We start from the raw sequence: 16234 nt of genomic DNA on the forward strand, positions 1-16234 counted from the left end.
CCCAGCGTCGCCTTGCGGCTTGGGTACAGTCACAGGCGCGCCAAGAGATCGCGGCCAGGGACTGGCCGCGACGCGGGCGTGACACCGGCGTCCGTGGCGCCTCGGCTATGCGGTCTGATTGACGCGCTTCAGCCTCGCCATGGCGGCGAAAATCAGCACGCTGGTGACCAGCAACACCGCCGCCAGCGCCAGCATGGGCGCGAGATCGCTGCCGGTGGCGTCCCGCACCACGGGCACCAGATTCTGGGCGATGAAGCCGCCCAGGTTGCCCACCGCGTTGATCGCCGCGATACCGGCAGCGGCGCGCGGGCCGCTGAGGAAGCTGGGGGGCAAGCTCCAGAACACCGGCTGGGCGGCGAAGATCGCCGGCGCGGCGACGCACAGCATGGCGAACTTCAACGGCGCGCCAGGCACAATGACGCTCAGGCTCAGCGCCACCGCGCCCAGGAGGACAGGACCAGCGATGTGCCAGGCGCTGGCGCCGTGCCGGGCGGCGTGACGCGGCACAAACCAGAGCGCCACGGCGACGAATAGCCACGGAATGACGTTGATGAAGCCATTCACCGCGTTGGAGACCCCAAACGACTTTACGATCGTTGGAAGCCAGTAGCTGAGGCCGTAGGCGCCCAGCGGCATGCCGATATAGAGCCCGGCCAGCATCAGGACACGCGGATCAAAGATCGCCTTCCAGGCGCCGCGATGATCGTCGACCTCGCCCCCCCGCTCGGTCGCCAGCACCGAAGCCAGCCAGGACTTCTCGGCCTGGGGCAGCCAACCCGCCTGTTCGGGGCCGTTCGGCAGCTTCCAGAGCACGTAGGGCGCCAGGAGAACCGCCGGCATTCCGGTAACCAGAAAAACCCATTGCCAGCCCGCCAGCTCGAGAAAACCGTCCAGCCCGAGCAGAAGCCCGCCGACCGCCGCGCCGACCGCATTGGCCAGTGCGGAGGCGATCATGAAGAGACCCACCATCCGCGCACGATGCGCCTGAGGGTACCAGAGGGTCAGGACGTAGAGCACGCCGGGGAAGAACCCCGCCTCTGTCGCCCCCAGCAGAAAGCGCAGCACGTAGAACATCGCCGCGTTCTGGGTGAAGCCGAGCGCCAGGGTGACGAGGCCCCAAGAGAACATGATCCGGGCGAACCACACCCGGGCGCCCACACGCGCCAGGATCAGGTTCGAGGGCGCCTCGAAGAGGAAGTAGCCGATGAAGAACAGCGACGCGCCCAGGCCATAGGCGGCCTCGCTGAGTCCCAGCGCCTGCACCATGTCCAGCTTGGCGTAGGAGACGTTCTGCCGGTCGATATAGGCGATCAGGTACATCAGGCAGAACAGCGGCATCAGCCGCCGCGTCACGCGCCCGACGGTGGCGCGCTCCAGGTCACCGGAGGGATCGGACATCGAAGGTCTCCTAGGAAGCGCGACCCGCTTATGAGGCGCCGGGCGGCGGCGCGGTCGATTCGCGCTCGATGAGGTGGTGGTCGAGGATGTGGTCGGCGGCGAAAGGCGCGTCCGAGCGCAGCGCGCGGATCAGGCGGTCCAGCGCCACAGCGGCCATTTGTCGGACGGGCTGACGGATGGTCGTCAGGGGCGGCCAGAGCGTGGTGGCGACGGTCGTGTCGTCGAAGCCCACCACCGTCAGATCCGCCGGCACGTCGAGATGTCGCCGATGCGCAACCGAGACCGCTGCGGCCGCCATATCGTCATTGCTGGCGAAGATGGCCGTCGGCGGCGTATCGGCGCCAAGCAGGGCTTCAGCCGCCGCCAGCCCTGAGACGTAGGTGAACCCGCCTTGGGCAACGACCAGCTCGGCGCCGTCCACAGCCGCAATGGCCGCCCTGGCGCCCTCGAGACGCTCCGCGCTGGCCGTCTGGTCGGGGTTGCCCGTGATGAAGCCGATACGCCTGTGCCCCAGCGCCAGCAGGCGGCCGGTCATGGTGAGGCTGGCTTCTCGATCATCGATTCGCACATTGATGGCGTCAGCGACGGGCCGGGCCGCCGCAACCACCGCGATCGGAAGACCGGCGGCGCGCAAGATGTCGCGCGCCAAGGCGGACTCGCCGAGCGGAGGGGCCAATACGACGCCCTGCACGCCAGCGCTCACCAAGCTCTCCAGTTCGGGCGCGGACGGCGGGCGCCCTCCCTCCCCTCGAACGAGGATCAGGCGCGCGCCCGCGCTGGTCGCTTCCTCGAACACGCCGATCAGGAAGTCGCTCATGAACGCGGCGCTGGGATTGGAGTAGACCACGCCGATCCGGAGCTCGCCGTCCATGACGAGATTCCGCGCTGTGAGATTAGGCTGGAAGTTCAGCTCGCGGATCGCCGCCAGAACCGCTTGGCGTGTGTCTTCGCGAACCTTGGCCTCGTGGTTCAGGACGCGTGAGACAGTCATTCGCGAGACGCCCGCGCGCTGCGCGACGTCGGCCATGGTCGCCCCCCGGACGCGCTCCGGGCGGCTCAAGGGCTCACCCCGAAGAGGCGCTGGGCGCTGATCGCTCCGGTGTCCAGAATCGTCATCCAAACCTCGGTTCCCCCAATATCGAACAGCGGGGAATCCTTAGCGCAAAGAAAGGCGCCCGGACCACGGCTCGACGCAGGTCGACCGGATCCGGGCGAGGCCGCCCAGGGGAGGTGAAGGCGGACGGCCCTGGACGTCTTAGAAGGCGTAGCGGACACCCACGTGGTAGAAGCGACCCAGCAGGTCATACAGCGCGGGGTTGGCGTCCAGCCCCGTATTGGTCTGCGGAGATGGCGTCGGGTCACGGTTCAGCAGGTTGTCGACCTTGAAGTAGGCTTGAGCCCCATTGCCGAACTTGTAGGACGCGCTGACGTCGACATAGGTCGCGCCGCTCATCTTGTTGTAGTCGATCGTCGGCCTGTTGACCGTCGAGACCGGGCAGCTGCCCGCCTTGCACTCGACGTACTGGTTGCCGAACGTGCCATCGCTGAACCACCGCTCCTGGACGCTGAGGGCGAACTTGTCGTTTTCCCAGGACTGGATCGCCAGGAATTTCCAGTCCGGCGTGGCGCCGGAGTTCTGCCCCGCCGCGTCCGTCGCGATCGCGCCCGGGATGCCCGGATTGGTCACGAACTTGTGGGTGTTGGTCGCGAGACCCCGCACCGTGAAGCGGCCCGGAATGCTGGGCAACTCGAACCGATAGCTGCTCTCGATATCGAAGCCGCTGGTCTTGATCGAGGACAGGTTGAACACCTGCGCGTTGACATAGGGCGTCCCGGCCGACGGCGTGAAGTTGAACGCGCCGCAGAACTGCGAGAGTCCTGAGTAGCAGAAGTTGACGATCTGCTGCGCGCCGAGGCTCGAAATGCCGCCGTTCAGCACGATGTTGTACCAGTCGACCGAAACGCTGAAGCCCGGCAACCACTGCGGGTTGGACAGCACCGCGCCGACCGTGAAGTTCTTGGCGATCTCGGGCTTCAGGTCAGGATTGCCGACGACGTTCTGCAGCACCAGCAGCGCACCGCCCGTGAACGGGTTGGTGAAGTTAGGCAGCGTGGTGGTGACCGGCGCGGCGTACAGCTCCGACAGGTTCGGCGCGCGGACGTCTCGCGAAGTCACCGCGCGCAGGCGCACGCCGTCGATGGGAGTATCCCAGGTGCCCCCGACCTTCCACGTATAGACCGTGCCCGAGGTGCTGTAATCGGTCCAGCGACCGGCCATGTTCAGGTTGGCCCGGCCCGCGGCTTCGGAATTGACCAGCGGGATGTTCACTTCGGCGTAGGCTTCCTTCACCGAGTACTTGCCGGCGCCCGAGTGATAGTTGCCAGCGTACCAGTTGGCGCCAGCCACGTTCAGGATCGGATCGGCGGGATAGTCGGCCGTGTACGGCGAGTCCGCCGCGCCGTCGCCATAGGGGTCGCCCTTGACGTGATACTGCTCCTGCCGCCACTCAGCGCCGAAGGCCAGCGAGATCGGGCCGGCCCAGCCGGTGAACGGTTCGCCGCTGAAGTTGATGCTGGCGACGTCCTGCTTCTGCACCGAGTGCTGATACGGGCCGTTCTTGGGCGTGATGTAGGCGAGCGCGGCCTCGCTGGGGCGCTGGCCGCCGAAGATGTTGATTGGAACGCAGCCGTTGGCGCGGGCCACGGGATCGGCGCAGACGATCTGGCCGCCGATCGTGGTAGCCTGGATGGCCTGACGGTAGCGCGGGTTCAGCATGATGTCGCGGACATGGATGTCCGTAGTGTTCTCGCCATGCTCGAAATAGGCGTCGTAGCGCCATTCCTTGCCGAGGGCGTTGAACTTGCCGTCAGCCCCGATGACGCCGCGATACTGCGTACGGGTGGGGTGGACGTTGATGTTGCGTGGCAGGAGGGCGTTGCTGGTGCCGTAGGTGAAGGTCGTGATGCCGTTGGCCGCGCACGCCGCGACGACCGACGCCGGCAGGTACGGGTTCGAGCAGGACATGGTCAGGCCGGTCGTGGCCGCGCCCGGATTGGGCTGGTTCATGCTCTCGACGCGCGCGGCGTTGAAGGTGGCGTAGATCTGGTTGTTGTCATCCAGGTCATAGCCGATGCGCGCGTAGCTGTTCATCCGCTTCAGGCGCGATTGCAGCGATGTGCCGATGCCGACATTGCCGGACAGATCGCCGCCGATACAGAAACCGCCAGACGAGAAGCAGCCGATCACCGCGCCGTTCGCGGCCTTGGACGGCGTACCGCCACCGTATTGGAAGGTGAACGGATTGCCCGCCTGGTCGAAGGCGGTGCCCTGCAGCGGCCCCGCGCTGATCAGGCCGTACTTGGTGTACTGATAGGCTTGCGCGTGCTCGCGATAGAGGTACTGCGGCGAGCCGTCGTTGGTGATCCCGCGGTTGATCAGGGTGGCGGTGGTGTACCAGTCGCGGCTGCCGGGTGCGTCTTCGCCGAAGCCGCCGGCGGGAACGCCCTCCTCCCAGTCATATTCCGCGCTGACCTGCACATGCAGGCGATCATCCATGAACGCCTTGCCGGCCGCCACCTGCGCCAGCCACTGGTGATTGTCGCCATAGGTGGTGACGCCCGCCATGGCGTTGGCCTTGAAGCCCACGAAGCGCTTGTTGGTGATGAAGTTGACCACGCCGCCGACGGCGTCCGAGCCGTAAGAGGCGGAGGCGCCGCCGGTCACCACATCGACCCGCTCGACCAGAAGCTGCGGGAACAGGCTGATGTCGGGAACACCGGTGACGTTGGCGGGCACCACGCGCTGGCCATCAAGGAGCGTCAGGGTACGGATGGTGCCCAGCCCCCGCAACGAGAAGGAGGAAAGGCCCTGTTGGCCGCTCGATGTGCTGAAGGTGCCCGTCGTGGCGCCCGTCGACCCCTGCAGCGATGGCAACTGCGTGATGGCGGTGAAGATGTTGGGCTGAGCGGCGCGTTCCAGGTCGGCCTGCCCCATGACCTGGGTCGGCGTCGGCGCGGTGAAGCCGGTCGACCGGATCCGCGTCCCGGTCACGACCACTTCAGAGACCGAACTCGCGCTGTCCGAAGGCGTCTGGACCGACTGGGCGTGGACCGATCCCGCCGCCATGACCGTTGCGAACGCGCTCGTCGCGAGCAAGGCGCTCAAGAAGGCCGATCCCCCTCGCGTGCTACCGACAGCACTCATCCTGAAAACCTCCCAAATTTCTCGTTGAGACCATCGTTCGATGACCTGAGGAGGACTGTGTCAGACGATGTGACCGCTAACTATACGACCATGGTCGTAGGCGCTCCGGGCCTGGTCTAAGGGCGCGCGCGAAGGCCCGGAGCCGACTTGGGATCCGTTGAAGCAGGCCGATAGACGCCGCCTGCGGACTAGCGAACGGCGTAGAGCGAGTGATGGGTCAGAACGAACAGGGTCCGCCCGTCCTGCCCCCCGAAAAGGAGTTGCAGCGGCCGTTCCGGAACGTCGATACGCCCGATCTCCCGTCCGTCGGGGCCGTACTGGAAGATCTGGCCGTTGGCGACGAACACATGGCCGTCCGCATCGACCGCGACGCTCTCGCCTCCCCGATTGGCGAAGACGCGCAAATCGACCAGCGCGCCGCCGGGCGCGACCTTACCGCTGTAGGTCTTGTTCTCAGAGGCGTTGGTCACGAAGACCCGTTCGCCGACCGCCCCGGTGATCAGACCATGGGCCTGCAGCGAGTCAGCCCAGCGCCAGCCGACTCGGTCGACCGGCCCCTGCTTCCAGATGCGGAAGGCCGGCAGGGCAAGGCTCCCGTCGGGCGACACATAGGCCTTGGCTTTCGGCGTCCCGACGTCTCGCGCGAACATCTCGGCCAGGGTCGTGAACTGATCCTTGGAAGGATCGTATTGGTCCCTGAACTCGCCGTTGTTCCACCAGTTCGCGGGGAGCAGGGTCTGGGCCTTCTTATCCGTGGCCCAGGCGGTCGGGGCGATCATCGTGATCTGGTCGTGCGGACCGCGCGGATCGATCGAATAGACGCTGGCGTCGGGTCCGTACGAGGAGACAACCAGCAGATTGCCGGAGCGATCGACCGCCAGATTGGTCGGGTCCAAGGACTGGTCGCGCACGATCTCCAAGCCCTTGGCCTCGGTCCAGCGGTAGATGCGCTGGAAACGCTTCTCGATGAAGTACAGCGCGCCGTCGGAGGCGACGGCGGCGCCGGAGATTGACCAGAAGCCGGTCTCAAGCTTCTTCACGCGCGGATCGGCCGCTGGCGACACACTTGGAGACGGGGCGCCGGTCACGTCGAGAACCGCGAACTCGCGCTCACGCACCTCCAACTTGCGGGTCTTGTCCTGAATGGCGTTTTCGAACGGGAACTTGCTCGCGCGGAGATAGGTCCCGCAGCCTTGCGCGTCGCACAGCGCCACACCGCTCTCGGCGTTGATGTGAACATTGCGGAAGCGGATGTCGGTGGAGTTGAACAGCTTCACCGCCGTCTCGGCCGGATGATACGATCGCGTCACCCGATAGCCGTGATAGTTGGCGAACAGGATGTTGCGCGAGTTGCGCACCTCCAGCGAGACCGCGTCCGGTCCGTCGCCGACCTCCTGTTCGGTCTGCGGCGCGAGGAACTCCCAGTTCTCCACATTGTCGAGCACGAACTCGTTGCGAACGTGGTGCTCGACCGAAACCTCATAGACGCGGCCCGGCGTCTTGGTGTCGCTGATGTAGAACCCCGCCGAGGCGAAGGTGTTCGGGCTCCAGACGTTGGCGAAGGTCCCGCCGCCGCCGTCGGTCACCCAGATGCTGGGGTACTGGGCGTCCCATCGCCCGTCAGCCACGGGATCGCCGCTGCGCGCTTGCGCCGCGCTGAGGGGCTTTCCGTCGGCGGTGGGCGTGCCGCCACCGCCCATGATCTTGACGTCGGTGACGAGCGAGGCCTCGCCCGACCGCCATAGCAGCGCCGAGGCTCGGGGATTGATGCGGCCGGTGAACAGGCCAATCCCGGAGACGATGTTGTCGCCGCCCTTGGGACTCTCAAGGATCGGCCGCACCGCGCCCACCCCGGCGTGGCGGGGATTGTTGTCCGGAATGACCAACTGGGTCAGGGCTGGATGCAGCCCGATCAGCACGGTGTCCGGTCGCAGCTTCAGGGTGTCGGAGACCTTGTAGAAGCCGAACGGCAGATACAGCACGCGGTGGGTGTCGATCGCGCTTTGCAGCGCGGCGGTGTCGTCGGTGGCGCCGTCGCCCTTGACGCCCAGCATCTTGACGTTGGTCCACTCGCGCATCGGCGGCGTCGACCGCAAGGCGGGCGCCGACAGTGGGGGCAGCGCCTTGAGCGGCGCGATGTCGGCGATGGTCTTGTACTGCCCCATCTGACCCAGGCCCGGCAGGGTCAGGCCGTAGGTGAAGGATCCCACCCGATAGGCGCGCCCCTTCCCCGCGACGGTGCGACCGCTGTCGCGGAAGCGGGCGAAGGTCGGGGTGTTGGCGGCGACGGCGTTGTCGAAGCCCACCTGCGTGAAGACGTTGTCCTCGCTGGAGATGACGACGCCGGCCTTGGAGACGTTCTCGAAGCGGACGTTCTTGCCCCACAGGCTGTCGCTATAGCCACGGTCGATATCGATCCCAATGGGCGTGTTCTTGATCGCGACGTTGATGAGGGTGAGGTCGACCTCGTGCTCCCGGATCGCAGCGTCGCGTTGCCCATCGAACGTGGAGTCCATCAGCGTGAACTGCCAGGCCGGCGAGGTCTTTTCGGTGACGATGCCGTACCGACCACCGCGGAAGTGAACGTCCTGCATGACGTTTCCCGCCTGATAAACCCCGGCGAAGCCCGACCCGATGCGGAACTCCATGTGGCTGAGAAAGGCGTGCTGCGCCATGCGGAACCGAGCGCCTGCGGCCGCCGGGTTCCCCTCGCCGATCTCGATGTCGATGTTGCTCATCGACGAGTAGAAGGTTCCCGAATTGGCGTCGCGGACCTTCGCGCCGACAGGACGGGCGGTCGGGACAGGTACGGGTATGTCACCGACCGCGTACTGGTCGTCGCCGGTGAAAATGACCATGGTTCCAACGCCTTCCTGAAACCCGGGCGTCTTGGCGCCGAGCAGCAGGACGGGGCGCGTGGGGCCGACGCCAAACACGCGAACGCCCGGCGGGACCAGCAGGCTGCGGGTCAGCCGGTAGCGACCTGAGGGCAGCAAGACCAGCCCGTGCCCGGTCTTGTCGCGCGCCGCGCTGAGCGCACTCTGGATGGCGTCGGTGTCGTCGGCGCGACCATCGCCGATAGCCTTGACCCTGATCGCGCGCGGTTCGTCGGGCGCAACGGGAAAGACGGAGTCCGCCGCGAGGGCCAGGGCCGTCGGACTGGCGGTGGCCAGGAACGCCGCCAACAGGATCGCTTTCATCTCGCCCCCCAAGAACTGCCTCAGGGATTGATAGAGCCCCGGACGGCCTCCACCACCCACGACCATGGTCTTAGTTACCCGCCGCCGATGCGCCGGTAGAAATCCTGACCGAACCCCGCGTGTCGCCTTGTCGACACGTCCGTCGCCCCGCAAACACCAGGGACGCCGCTTGTCGCCGCCATCCAGTCCTCTCGCGCCGTCCGGGCTCGCCGTCATCGCCATGGGCGTGAGCGGCAGCGGAAAATCGACCTTTGGGCCGCTCCTCGCTCAGAGGCTGGGGTGCCGCTTCCTCGAAGGCGACGCATTCCATGATCCCGCCGCGATCGCCAAGATGCGAGCCGGCCGCCCGCTGACAGATGACGATCGCTGGCCATGGCTCGATCGCCTGGGCGCCGCCGTTGGCGAGGCCGTCCGCTCGGGCGGGACGGCGGTCGCCGCCTGCTCGGCCCTGAAGCGCCGCTATCGCGAGCGCCTCGTCGCGGCGATCGACGCCCCGACCCGGTTCATTCTGCTGGAAACAGAGCCTGAGGAGCTTATCAGACGCCTCACCCAGCGCGCTGGACACTACATGCCGTCCAGCCTGCTGGGCAGTCAGTTAGCGACACTGGAACGCCCTGGCGCGGACGAACCTGTGCTCTGCGTGGACACGACCGTTTCGCCAGAGCGCCCGTGCGAACGGGTAGAGGCCTGGCTGACGCGCGAAGCTGCGGACGTTCGCCCACGCCCCAGCCTAGGGCATCAGCCGCTTTCGCCCGCAGGATAGATGCCAGCGCATGGCCAGCGCCGCGCTGTCGCCGTCCTGAGCCCGGATCGCGTCCACGATCATCTCATGCTCGCGCATCATCTCGCGGATGACCTCCGGCGGCCGCGAACGGGAGATGTCGACACCGGCCCGCATGATCTTGTCCACGTCGGCCTCCAGCGCCTCGAAAGCGACGAGGAAGGCCGGGTTGGCGGTGGCGCACACGATCCGGCGGTGCAGTTCCATGTCCTCGGCGTGCGCGGGGGCGCTCGACAACAGGGCCGAGCGTAGATCCTCCAACGCCGCCTCGATCAATCCCATTTCCTCGGGCGAGCGCCGCACCGCCGCTAGCCGCGCAGCCTCGGCCTCAAGCACAAAACGCACCTCATAGCTGCCCAGCGTCGCCGGCAGCTCGGAAAGCGGCATATAGGCGCCGAGCTTGTCGGACGGACGGTTCTTCACATATGAGCCCGCCCCCCGGCGAGCCTCGGTGATGCCGTCGGCGGCGAGGCGGACCAGCGCCTCGCGGATCACGGCCCGCGACATGCCGAACATCTCCGCCAACCGCGCCTCCGACGGCAGACGGTCGCCCGTCTCAAGGCCATCGCGATTAATCAGCTCGACAATGCCCGTATAGGCTCGATCCGCCAGACGGCCTTCGCTCATGCGCACCTCCTTTGCATCTCACCATCGGGCCGTTTGCGTCGCACGCAAAGGGCTCGCGCGCCCTGGGTTCCGCCCCTCGTTCCCGAAGCTCCGAAACCTGTATGACAGATTTTCACCCCAAAAGGCACTTGAGCGAAATGTTCGCGCGAACATTGCTCACCACCCTTGAATTTGTCTGACAGATATAGCATTCATCTGCAGGACGATCCGGAATCGCCCACGCTTGGGCGAGCAAACAAGCAGCGGACGCGAGGCCGCGAGGCCTCTGGGTGGAGACAGAGGGGTTCGGGAATGACGATGGAAATCCGCGCCGCCGACCGAGATTTGGGCACGGTGCTGGGCGGGCTGACCCCGACCCAACTGAAAGTCCTTGAGGGTGTGAACTCAGGACGGCTCAACAAGCAGATCGCCTATGATCTCGGGATCGCCGAAGCCACGGTCAAGGCGCACATGACGGCGCTGATGCGCAAGCTCAACGTCCAAAACCGCACCCAGGCAGCCTTGGCCGTACGGGCTCTCCGCGCGGCCGACTGAACGGACGCGACGCCCAAAAAGCGCGCGAGGTAGACCCCGTCGCCAGGCTCGGGTGACACCACCCAAGCCTGGCGGAGACCTTAGCCCAGCGACGTCTTGTAGAGCGTAAGCAGCTCGGTCCAGGCCTTCTCGGCCGCAGGCTCGTTGTAGGCTTGGCTGCCCGGGACGGTCCAACCGTGGTTGGCGCCCACATAGACCTCGACCGTGGCCTTGATCTTCGCTTCGGCGAAGGCGGCCCTGAGTTTGTCTTTCGAAGCCGGATCGCGCTTGTCGTCGTTGTCGGCGACGGCGACGAGATAGTTGGCTTTCGTCTTCGGAATCAGCAGCTGCGGGCTATCGGGTCCCTCTGCGGTCAGGCCGCCACCGTGGAAGCTGGCCACCGCACCGATCCGCGAGGGGTTCGCGCCGGCGGTGCGGAAGGCCAGCGGGCCGCCCATGCAGTAGCCCTGGACGCCGACCCGCTTGGCCTTGTTGGTCTGCGGCTGGGCGTCGAGGAAGGCCACAAAGGCCACGGCGTCGGTGACCGCCGTGGTCGGCGTCACCGTCCTGGCGAGGGCCGAGATGGTTTCGCGATCCTGCGGATTGGCGAAGCTCATCGCCCCCTCCATCACCGGCGCCTTCTTGGTCCGGTAGTAGAGGTTCGGGACCAGCACGACATAGCCCGACGAGGCCAGACGACGAGCCATCTGGCGGAAGACCGGGCGCAGGCTCCAGATATCGGGCCACACGAGCACCGCCGGCCACTTGCCCTTCCCCTTGGGGTGGAACAGCACCGCATCCGCCAGGCCGTCCGGCGTCTTCACCTCGACATCCTTCTCGACGACGGAGTCGTCGGCGTGCGCGACCGTGGCCACGCCGGTCAGCGCGGCGGTCAGCAGGCCAAACCTGCGGCGCGAGATCGTCGGATCCTGAATGAGGCCGGGATGGATTTCGTCATCGCACATGGCGGTCTCCTCCTGATTGGGACCGGCACGCTATAACCGCGTTATCCGTTCGCCTATCCACTTTACCCAGGCGCTGAGTAGGTCGCCTTGCCGGGCACGAGCAGGTCCTGTTTACGAGCGTCGCACACCGCGTAGCTGAAACCGGACTGGATCGCCCAGGCTCCCACCTCGCCTGCCTTGTTTACGGCCAGGAAGCCGACCTGGATGTCCTTGGCGTGAGGCTTCTTCTTCAGGATCCGCTCGACGGCTTCGCGACAGGCCGCCTCGGGCGACCGCCCCTGCCGCATCAGCTCCACCACCAGGAAGCTGCCAACGTTGCGGATGACTTCCTCCCCCACCCCGGTTGAGGTCGCGCCGCCGACCTCGTTGTCGACATAGAGACCCGCGCCAATGATCGGACTGTCACCGACGCGACCACGCATCTTCCAGGCCATGCCGCTGGTCGTACAGGCGCCGGCGACATTCCCCTTCGCGTCGATGGCCAGCATGCCGATGGTATCGTGATTGCCCGCCCCGCCAGGCGTGCCGAGCTGCCCGGTGGTCTTGCCGTAATCGGAGACCTCGCTGTTAGCGCGAGGCTGATACTTGGCGTCCCTCTTCCACGCCTCCCAGGCGGCGCGAGACTCCGCTGTCAGAAGCTCCTCGCGGGGGAATCCCTGCTCAAGGGCGAACTGCAGCGCGCCGGCGCCGACCAGCATGACGTGAGGCGTCTTTTCCATCACGCGACGCGCCACCGAGATCGGGTGCGCGATATGCTCCAGCGCCGCGACAGCGCCGCAGTTGCCCAGCTCGTCCATGATGCACGCGTCCAGCGACACATGGCCGTCCCGGTCGGGATATCCGGCGCGTCCGACGCTGTGGTTCTTCAGGTCCTGCTCGGGAACCCGCGCGCCCGCCTCGACGGCGTCGAGCGCTCGGCCGCCTGCCGACAGCACGGACCAGGCCGCTTGGTTCGCCGCGACGCCAAAGTCCCAGGTCGAGATGACGCCAGGCCCAACCAAGCGGACGGCGCTTTCCGCGCCGCGTGCGCTCGCGGTGCTCAATATCGCCGAACCCGCAAGGGAAGCGCCGATCAGACCTCTACGATTCAACATCCATGTGCTCCAAGAAAGCCGGATCGAATCCGTAACACGGCCTGGAGTTGACCATGACCGCCAAGCGCGTTCTTCTCGAAGTCTGTGTGGATACGCCCGCAGGACTAGCGGCGGCGATCGCCGGGGGCGCTGATCGGATCGAACTTTGCGCGGCGCTGACACTTCAAGGCCTGACGCCGGCGCCGGGATTGATGGCTAAGGCCGCCTCGGCGCCGATCCCCGTCTATCCGATGATCCGGCCGCGCAACGGCGACTTCTGCTACGACGACGGCGACCTTGATGCGATGCTGCGGGACATCGACGCGGTGCGGCGCTACGGCCTCGCCGGGGTCACGATCGGCGCCAGCCGCCCCGACGGGGCCCTGGATATCGAGACCCTGCGCGCGCTGGTCCGACAGGCTGACGGGATGGGCATGACGCTGCACCGGGCGTTCGATCTGGTTCCCGACATGTCCGAAGCGCTGGAGATCGCCGTGGAGATGGGCTTCGAGCGGGTCCTGACCTCTGGCGGCGCCCTGACCGCCGAGGCCGGCGCAGAACATATCGCTGCTCTGGTCGAGCAGGCCGCCGGCCGCATCGGCATACTGGCCGGCGCGGGGGTCAGGCCTGGAAACATCGCCGAACTTGTCCGCCGCACGGGCGTTCGTGAAGTCCACGGGTCGTTCGGCGGCCCGATCCCGGGCGCCGAACCGGGTTCGAAGCTGGGCGCGATGGGCTTCGTGCCGCCCGAACTGCGCGACACCGATCAGGCGGCGGTCACGGAGGCCGTTCGGATCCTCCGCGCGCTCTAACCTTCGATGATGTGCGGAATGAACCGCGAGCGGTCGCGGGTCACGCGGCCACGATCCTCGCGCACGCCGACGCCGGCGGGCTGCTCGCCAATGACCCACGAGCCGATCACTGGATAGTTCACGCCGAACTTGGGCGGCGGCTTCAGCGCCTGACGGATCCAGCCTTCAGCGCCGTAGCCCTGGTCGAGCACCCTGCCCTTGCGGCCATCTTTCCACAGCTCGATGTTCGCGCCCTCGCGGCTAAACAGCGGCTTGCGGGCGTAGCTGGTCCCCAGACGTTCGATCTTGGGATCGTCGTCGAAATAGGTCTCCAGCAGGTTCGGGTGCCCCGGATACCGCTCCCAAAGCAGAGGCAGCATCGCCTTGTTCGACAGAACCGCCTTCCAGGGCGGCTCAAGGAACAAGGTCTTGGAGCCCGCGATATTCGCCGCGTACGGCTCTCGCAGCATGTCCTCCCAGGGATACAGCTTGAACAGCGCGCCAATGATGTAGTTGTCCTGGTCGACGAAACGGCCGTCAGCGTCGAGACCAATCGCCGTCGTCGGCACGAACTTCGGTTCAAGCCCCGCCAGCCGCCCCATGTCCTCCAGGAAGCGCACCGTCTGACGGTCCTCGACGAAGTCGGGGTCGCTGGCGAAGTGGACGAAGCCGCCGCTCGGGAAGATCGCCTTGAACTGTTCGGCGAGTTGATCGTGCAGGCTGTTGAACTGGTCAGTATCCGCAGACAGCGCGCCCTGCTGGATCATGTCCTCCAGCCACAGCCACTGAAACACCGCCGCCTCATAGATGCTGGTCGGCGTGTCTGCGTTGTACTCGTAGAGCTTGGGCGGCCCAGCCCCGTCGTAGAAGAAGTCGAACCGGCCATAGAGCGACGGATCGCGCGCCTTCCACGAAGCCGCGACCAGGTCACGTGCGGCCTCCGGGATCTGAAGGCGCGCCATCAGGGCGTCGCTTTTGACCGCGTCATCCACCAGATCCAGGCACAGCTTGTGCAGCGCCTCGGTCGCGGGCTCCAGATGCCCCTCGACCTCTTCCAGCGTGAAGGCGTAGGCCGCCCGCTCGTCCCAGTAACGACGGCCATCGGCGTGATGCCAGGTGAAGCCGACCGCCTCGGCCTTGGACTTCCAGTCCCGCCGAGGCTTGAGGGTCAGACGGCGCATCAGGCGTTCGAGCCGTCCCGACCAACCTTCTGCTTGTCCTCGATGGCCAGCATCGGCGCCGGCAGGGCCTCGTCCTTCGGAGCCATCAAGCGCGCCAGCACGTCCTCGGCGCCGCTCGCGCCCGGCAGGATGCCCGCCGCCGCGAGCTTGGCGTCCAGATCGGCGCCGGTCTTGCGGTCCTCCGACTCGCTGTGCAGCCGGAACTGCTCTTCCCGAACCGCCTGACGCTCCTTAATGCGCTTGAGGCTATCGGCAGCCGAGCCTACCACGCCGCTGGCCGAACCCGAGCGCGAGATGACGGCGGCCTGGGCCTTCTGGACGCTTTCGTTGACCTTGACGATCTCGATCTCGCGACGAAGCGCCTCGACCTTGGTGTCGGTCTGGGCGATCACCGTGCGCAGCTTTTCCTCGGCCGCGCGCAGCTCGTTCATCTGCGTCGCCTTCTGGCCCGCGTCCTTTTCAAGGTCGGCGATGCGCTGAGCAACTTCCAGAGCCAAGGCCTGGTCGCCCTTGTTCATCGCCGCGCGGGCCGAGGACTCGTACTTGCGCGACTGATCGGTCAGTTGGGCGACCTCGGTCTCCAGCGAACGGCGGCGCGCGACCAGTTTGGCCAGCTCGTCGCGGGCCTTGCCTTGGGCGGTGTCGGCGTCGCGGATCTCCTGGTCCAGGATGCGAAGGGCGTTGGCGTCCACCACGGTCTGCGCGCCGTCATGCGCCGCGCCGCGGAACAGGGCCGAGAGCTTGCTCCAGATCGACATTCGAAGTTCTCCGGTCTCTGTCGTTTTAGGCAGCCGCCACGCGGCTCTTTTCGAAGGAATCGCGCAGGTCGCTGGCGGCGGCGATGGCGTTGTCGGCCAGGGTGCGCAGCTCGATGACCAGTGTTTGCAGGGTCGTCTTGGACGAGATCTCTCCCATGAGCTCGTAGTAGTCGCGGCCCTCCACCGTGGTGATGCCGAAGTTCGACAGCGGCACGATCTTCTGGGCCTTGAGCAGGAATTCGTTGAACGCCGCGCGATCATTCTGTTCGTCGCACGCCCACAGCAAGGTCGAGACGACCAGTTGCAGCGCGCCGCCGCTGACATAGATCGGCAGATCGCCGAACTCGTGCATGACCACCATCAGCACGGGCTCCACGCCCTCGACGACCGTCACGGTCATCTCGTCCTCGCGCACGAGCGCGCTTTCCACCAGCGCATCGCGCAGGGTGTGGATCGTCCAGGCGGTGTCGATAACGGAGTCCATGTGTCTGACGCCCTTGGGGGGATGGGGATTGGTCTGCAGCGTCGGTCCGCGAACCGACTCCACGACGATGGCCTGTACGGCTGAAAGAATGTCGGGCTTGCACGCCGCCGGCGCCCAGACCTCGATTTTCACGAAGCCGGCGTTCCGACGGGCTTCACGCCACGCTCGGGTTCTTTGAGCGGCCTGAGCGCTTCTCGTCGGTTTAGCAGGCATGCGCAACATGTACGCATAACATGTACGCTTGACAACCCATCGTTGG

At 66.4% G+C, this 16234-nt stretch carries 14 protein-coding genes; 4 read left to right on the forward strand and 10 right to left on the reverse strand.

Annotated features, from left to right (window positions below):
- Positions 1 to 105: 105 nt before the first annotated feature.
- The 3 genes from CSW63_RS16790 to CSW63_RS16800 all read right to left on the reverse strand — a co-directional run bounded on the left by CSW63_RS16790 (position 106) and on the right by CSW63_RS16800 (position 5392).
- Positions 106 to 1398: an MFS transporter gene (locus tag CSW63_RS16790; protein WP_062093519.1), complete on the reverse strand. Its 1293-nt coding sequence runs from the start codon at positions 1396 to 1398 to the stop codon at positions 106 to 108.
- A gap of 28 nt (positions 1399 to 1426) precedes the next feature.
- Positions 1427 to 2458: a LacI family DNA-binding transcriptional regulator gene (locus CSW63_RS16795; RefSeq protein WP_062093518.1), complete on the reverse strand. Its 1032-nt coding sequence runs from the start codon at positions 2456 to 2458 to the stop codon at positions 1427 to 1429.
- 195 nt (positions 2459 to 2653) lie between these two features.
- A complete protein-coding gene (locus tag CSW63_RS16800; protein ID WP_231737254.1) occupies positions 2654 to 5392 on the reverse strand; it encodes a TonB-dependent receptor domain-containing protein in 2739 nt (912 codons plus the stop codon).
- Here CSW63_RS16800 and CSW63_RS23860 point away from each other — a divergent pair.
- Positions 5391 to 5630, forward strand: a complete 240-nt coding sequence (locus CSW63_RS23860) for a hypothetical protein (RefSeq protein WP_231737251.1) — start codon at positions 5391 to 5393, stop codon at positions 5628 to 5630. The two genes, CSW63_RS16800 and CSW63_RS23860, sit on opposite strands and share 2 nt — an antisense overlap.
- Positions 5631 to 5790: 160 nt before the next feature.
- On the opposite strand, the gene CSW63_RS16805 is transcribed toward CSW63_RS23860, so the two are convergent.
- Positions 5791 to 8802 carry a glycosyl hydrolase family 28-related protein gene (locus CSW63_RS16805; protein WP_062093516.1) on the reverse strand — a complete coding sequence of 1004 codons (3012 nt, stop codon included), beginning with the start codon at positions 8800 to 8802 and terminating at the stop codon, positions 5791 to 5793.
- A 220-nt stretch (positions 8803 to 9022) separates the two neighbouring features.
- Here CSW63_RS16805 and CSW63_RS16810 point away from each other — a divergent pair, with 220 nt between their 5' ends.
- Positions 9023 to 9565, forward strand: coding sequence for a gluconokinase (locus CSW63_RS16810; RefSeq protein ID WP_099503228.1), 543 nt, complete (start codon positions 9023 to 9025; stop codon positions 9563 to 9565).
- Here the strand turns inward: CSW63_RS16810 and CSW63_RS16815 are convergent.
- On the reverse strand, positions 9533 to 10210 hold the full coding sequence (locus CSW63_RS16815) for a FadR/GntR family transcriptional regulator (RefSeq protein WP_062093514.1): 678 nt from the start codon (positions 10208 to 10210) through the stop codon (positions 9533 to 9535). The two genes, CSW63_RS16810 and CSW63_RS16815, sit on opposite strands and share 33 nt — an antisense overlap.
- Before the next feature lie 291 nt (positions 10211 to 10501).
- Here CSW63_RS16815 and CSW63_RS16820 point away from each other — a divergent pair, with 291 nt between their 5' ends.
- Positions 10502 to 10744, forward strand: a complete 243-nt coding sequence (locus CSW63_RS16820) for a helix-turn-helix transcriptional regulator (RefSeq protein ID WP_062093513.1) — start codon at positions 10502 to 10504, stop codon at positions 10742 to 10744.
- Between the two features lie 80 nt (positions 10745 to 10824).
- Here CSW63_RS16820 and CSW63_RS16825 read toward each other — a convergent pair whose 3' ends face one another.
- The gene (locus CSW63_RS16825; protein ID WP_062093512.1) at positions 10825 to 11688 is read right to left on the reverse strand and encodes a dienelactone hydrolase family protein; all 864 of its coding nucleotides are present in this window, start codon (positions 11686 to 11688) and stop codon (positions 10825 to 10827) included.
- A 62-nt stretch (positions 11689 to 11750) separates the two neighbouring features.
- The gene (locus tag CSW63_RS16830; protein ID WP_062093511.1) at positions 11751 to 12782 is read right to left on the reverse strand and encodes a N(4)-(beta-N-acetylglucosaminyl)-L-asparaginase; all 1032 of its coding nucleotides are present in this window, start codon (positions 12780 to 12782) and stop codon (positions 11751 to 11753) included.
- A 53-nt stretch (positions 12783 to 12835) separates the two neighbouring features.
- Between CSW63_RS16830 and CSW63_RS16835 the strand changes: the two genes are divergently transcribed.
- Entirely contained in the window at positions 12836 to 13573 is a 738-nt protein-coding gene (locus CSW63_RS16835) for a copper homeostasis protein CutC (protein WP_062093510.1), read from the forward strand.
- Here CSW63_RS16835 and CSW63_RS16840 read toward each other — a convergent pair.
- Genes CSW63_RS16840 through CSW63_RS16850 form a run of 3 tightly spaced genes read right to left on the reverse strand, consistent with a single transcriptional unit; the run spans position 13570 to position 16188 of the window.
- Positions 13570 to 14733: a glutathionylspermidine synthase family protein gene (locus CSW63_RS16840; RefSeq protein ID WP_062093509.1), complete on the reverse strand. Its 1164-nt coding sequence runs from the start codon at positions 14731 to 14733 to the stop codon at positions 13570 to 13572. The two genes, CSW63_RS16835 and CSW63_RS16840, sit on opposite strands and share 4 nt — an antisense overlap.
- On the reverse strand, positions 14733 to 15491 hold the full coding sequence (locus CSW63_RS16845) for a PspA/IM30 family protein (RefSeq protein ID WP_062093508.1): 759 nt from the start codon (positions 15489 to 15491) through the stop codon (positions 14733 to 14735). Before CSW63_RS16845 ends, CSW63_RS16840 begins: the two co-directional genes overlap by 1 nt.
- A gap of 25 nt (positions 15492 to 15516) precedes the next feature.
- Positions 15517 to 16188 carry a YjfI family protein gene (locus tag CSW63_RS16850; RefSeq protein ID WP_062093528.1) on the reverse strand — a complete coding sequence of 224 codons (672 nt, stop codon included), beginning with the start codon at positions 16186 to 16188 and terminating at the stop codon, positions 15517 to 15519.
- Between the last annotated feature and the right edge of the window lie 46 nt (positions 16189 to 16234).

Source organism: Caulobacter sp. FWC26 (assembly GCF_002742645.2).
Lineage (GTDB): Bacteria > Pseudomonadota > Alphaproteobacteria > Caulobacterales > Caulobacteraceae > Caulobacter.

Bases quoted from the DNA above. Each gene is read 5' to 3' on its own strand.
- CSW63_RS16850 (WP_062093528.1), bottom strand. From the start codon at position 16,188: ATGCCTGCTAAACCGACGAGAAGCGCTCAGGCCGCTCAAAGAACCCGA.
- CSW63_RS16845 (WP_062093508.1), bottom strand. From the start codon at position 15,491: ATGTCGATCTGGAGCAAGCTCTCGGCCCTGTTCCGCGGCGCGGCGCAT.
- CSW63_RS16810 (WP_099503228.1), top strand. From the start codon at position 9,023: ATGGGCGTGAGCGGCAGCGGAAAATCGACCTTTGGGCCGCTCCTCGCT.
- CSW63_RS16820 (WP_062093513.1), top strand. From the start codon at position 10,502: ATGACGATGGAAATCCGCGCCGCCGACCGAGATTTGGGCACGGTGCTG.
- CSW63_RS16790 (WP_062093519.1), bottom strand. From the start codon at position 1,398: ATGTCCGATCCCTCCGGTGACCTGGAGCGCGCCACCGTCGGGCGCGTG.
- CSW63_RS16840 (WP_062093509.1), bottom strand. From the start codon at position 14,733: ATGCGCCGTCTGACCCTCAAGCCTCGGCGGGACTGGAAGTCCAAGGCC.
- CSW63_RS16805 (WP_062093516.1), bottom strand. From the start codon at position 8,802: ATGAAAGCGATCCTGTTGGCGGCGTTCCTGGCCACCGCCAGTCCGACG.
- CSW63_RS16800 (WP_231737254.1), bottom strand. From the start codon at position 5,392: ATGGGGCAGGCCGACCTGGAACGCGCCGCTCAGCCCAACATCTTCACC.
- CSW63_RS16815 (WP_062093514.1), bottom strand. From the start codon at position 10,210: ATGAGCGAAGGCCGTCTGGCGGATCGAGCCTATACGGGCATTGTCGAG.
- CSW63_RS16835 (WP_062093510.1), top strand. From the start codon at position 12,836: ATGACCGCCAAGCGCGTTCTTCTCGAAGTCTGTGTGGATACGCCCGCA.
- CSW63_RS23860 (WP_231737251.1), top strand. From the start codon at position 5,391: ATGACCTGGGTCGGCGTCGGCGCGGTGAAGCCGGTCGACCGGATCCGC.
- CSW63_RS16825 (WP_062093512.1), bottom strand. From the start codon at position 11,688: ATGTGCGATGACGAAATCCATCCCGGCCTCATTCAGGATCCGACGATC.
- CSW63_RS16830 (WP_062093511.1), bottom strand. From the start codon at position 12,782: ATGTTGAATCGTAGAGGTCTGATCGGCGCTTCCCTTGCGGGTTCGGCG.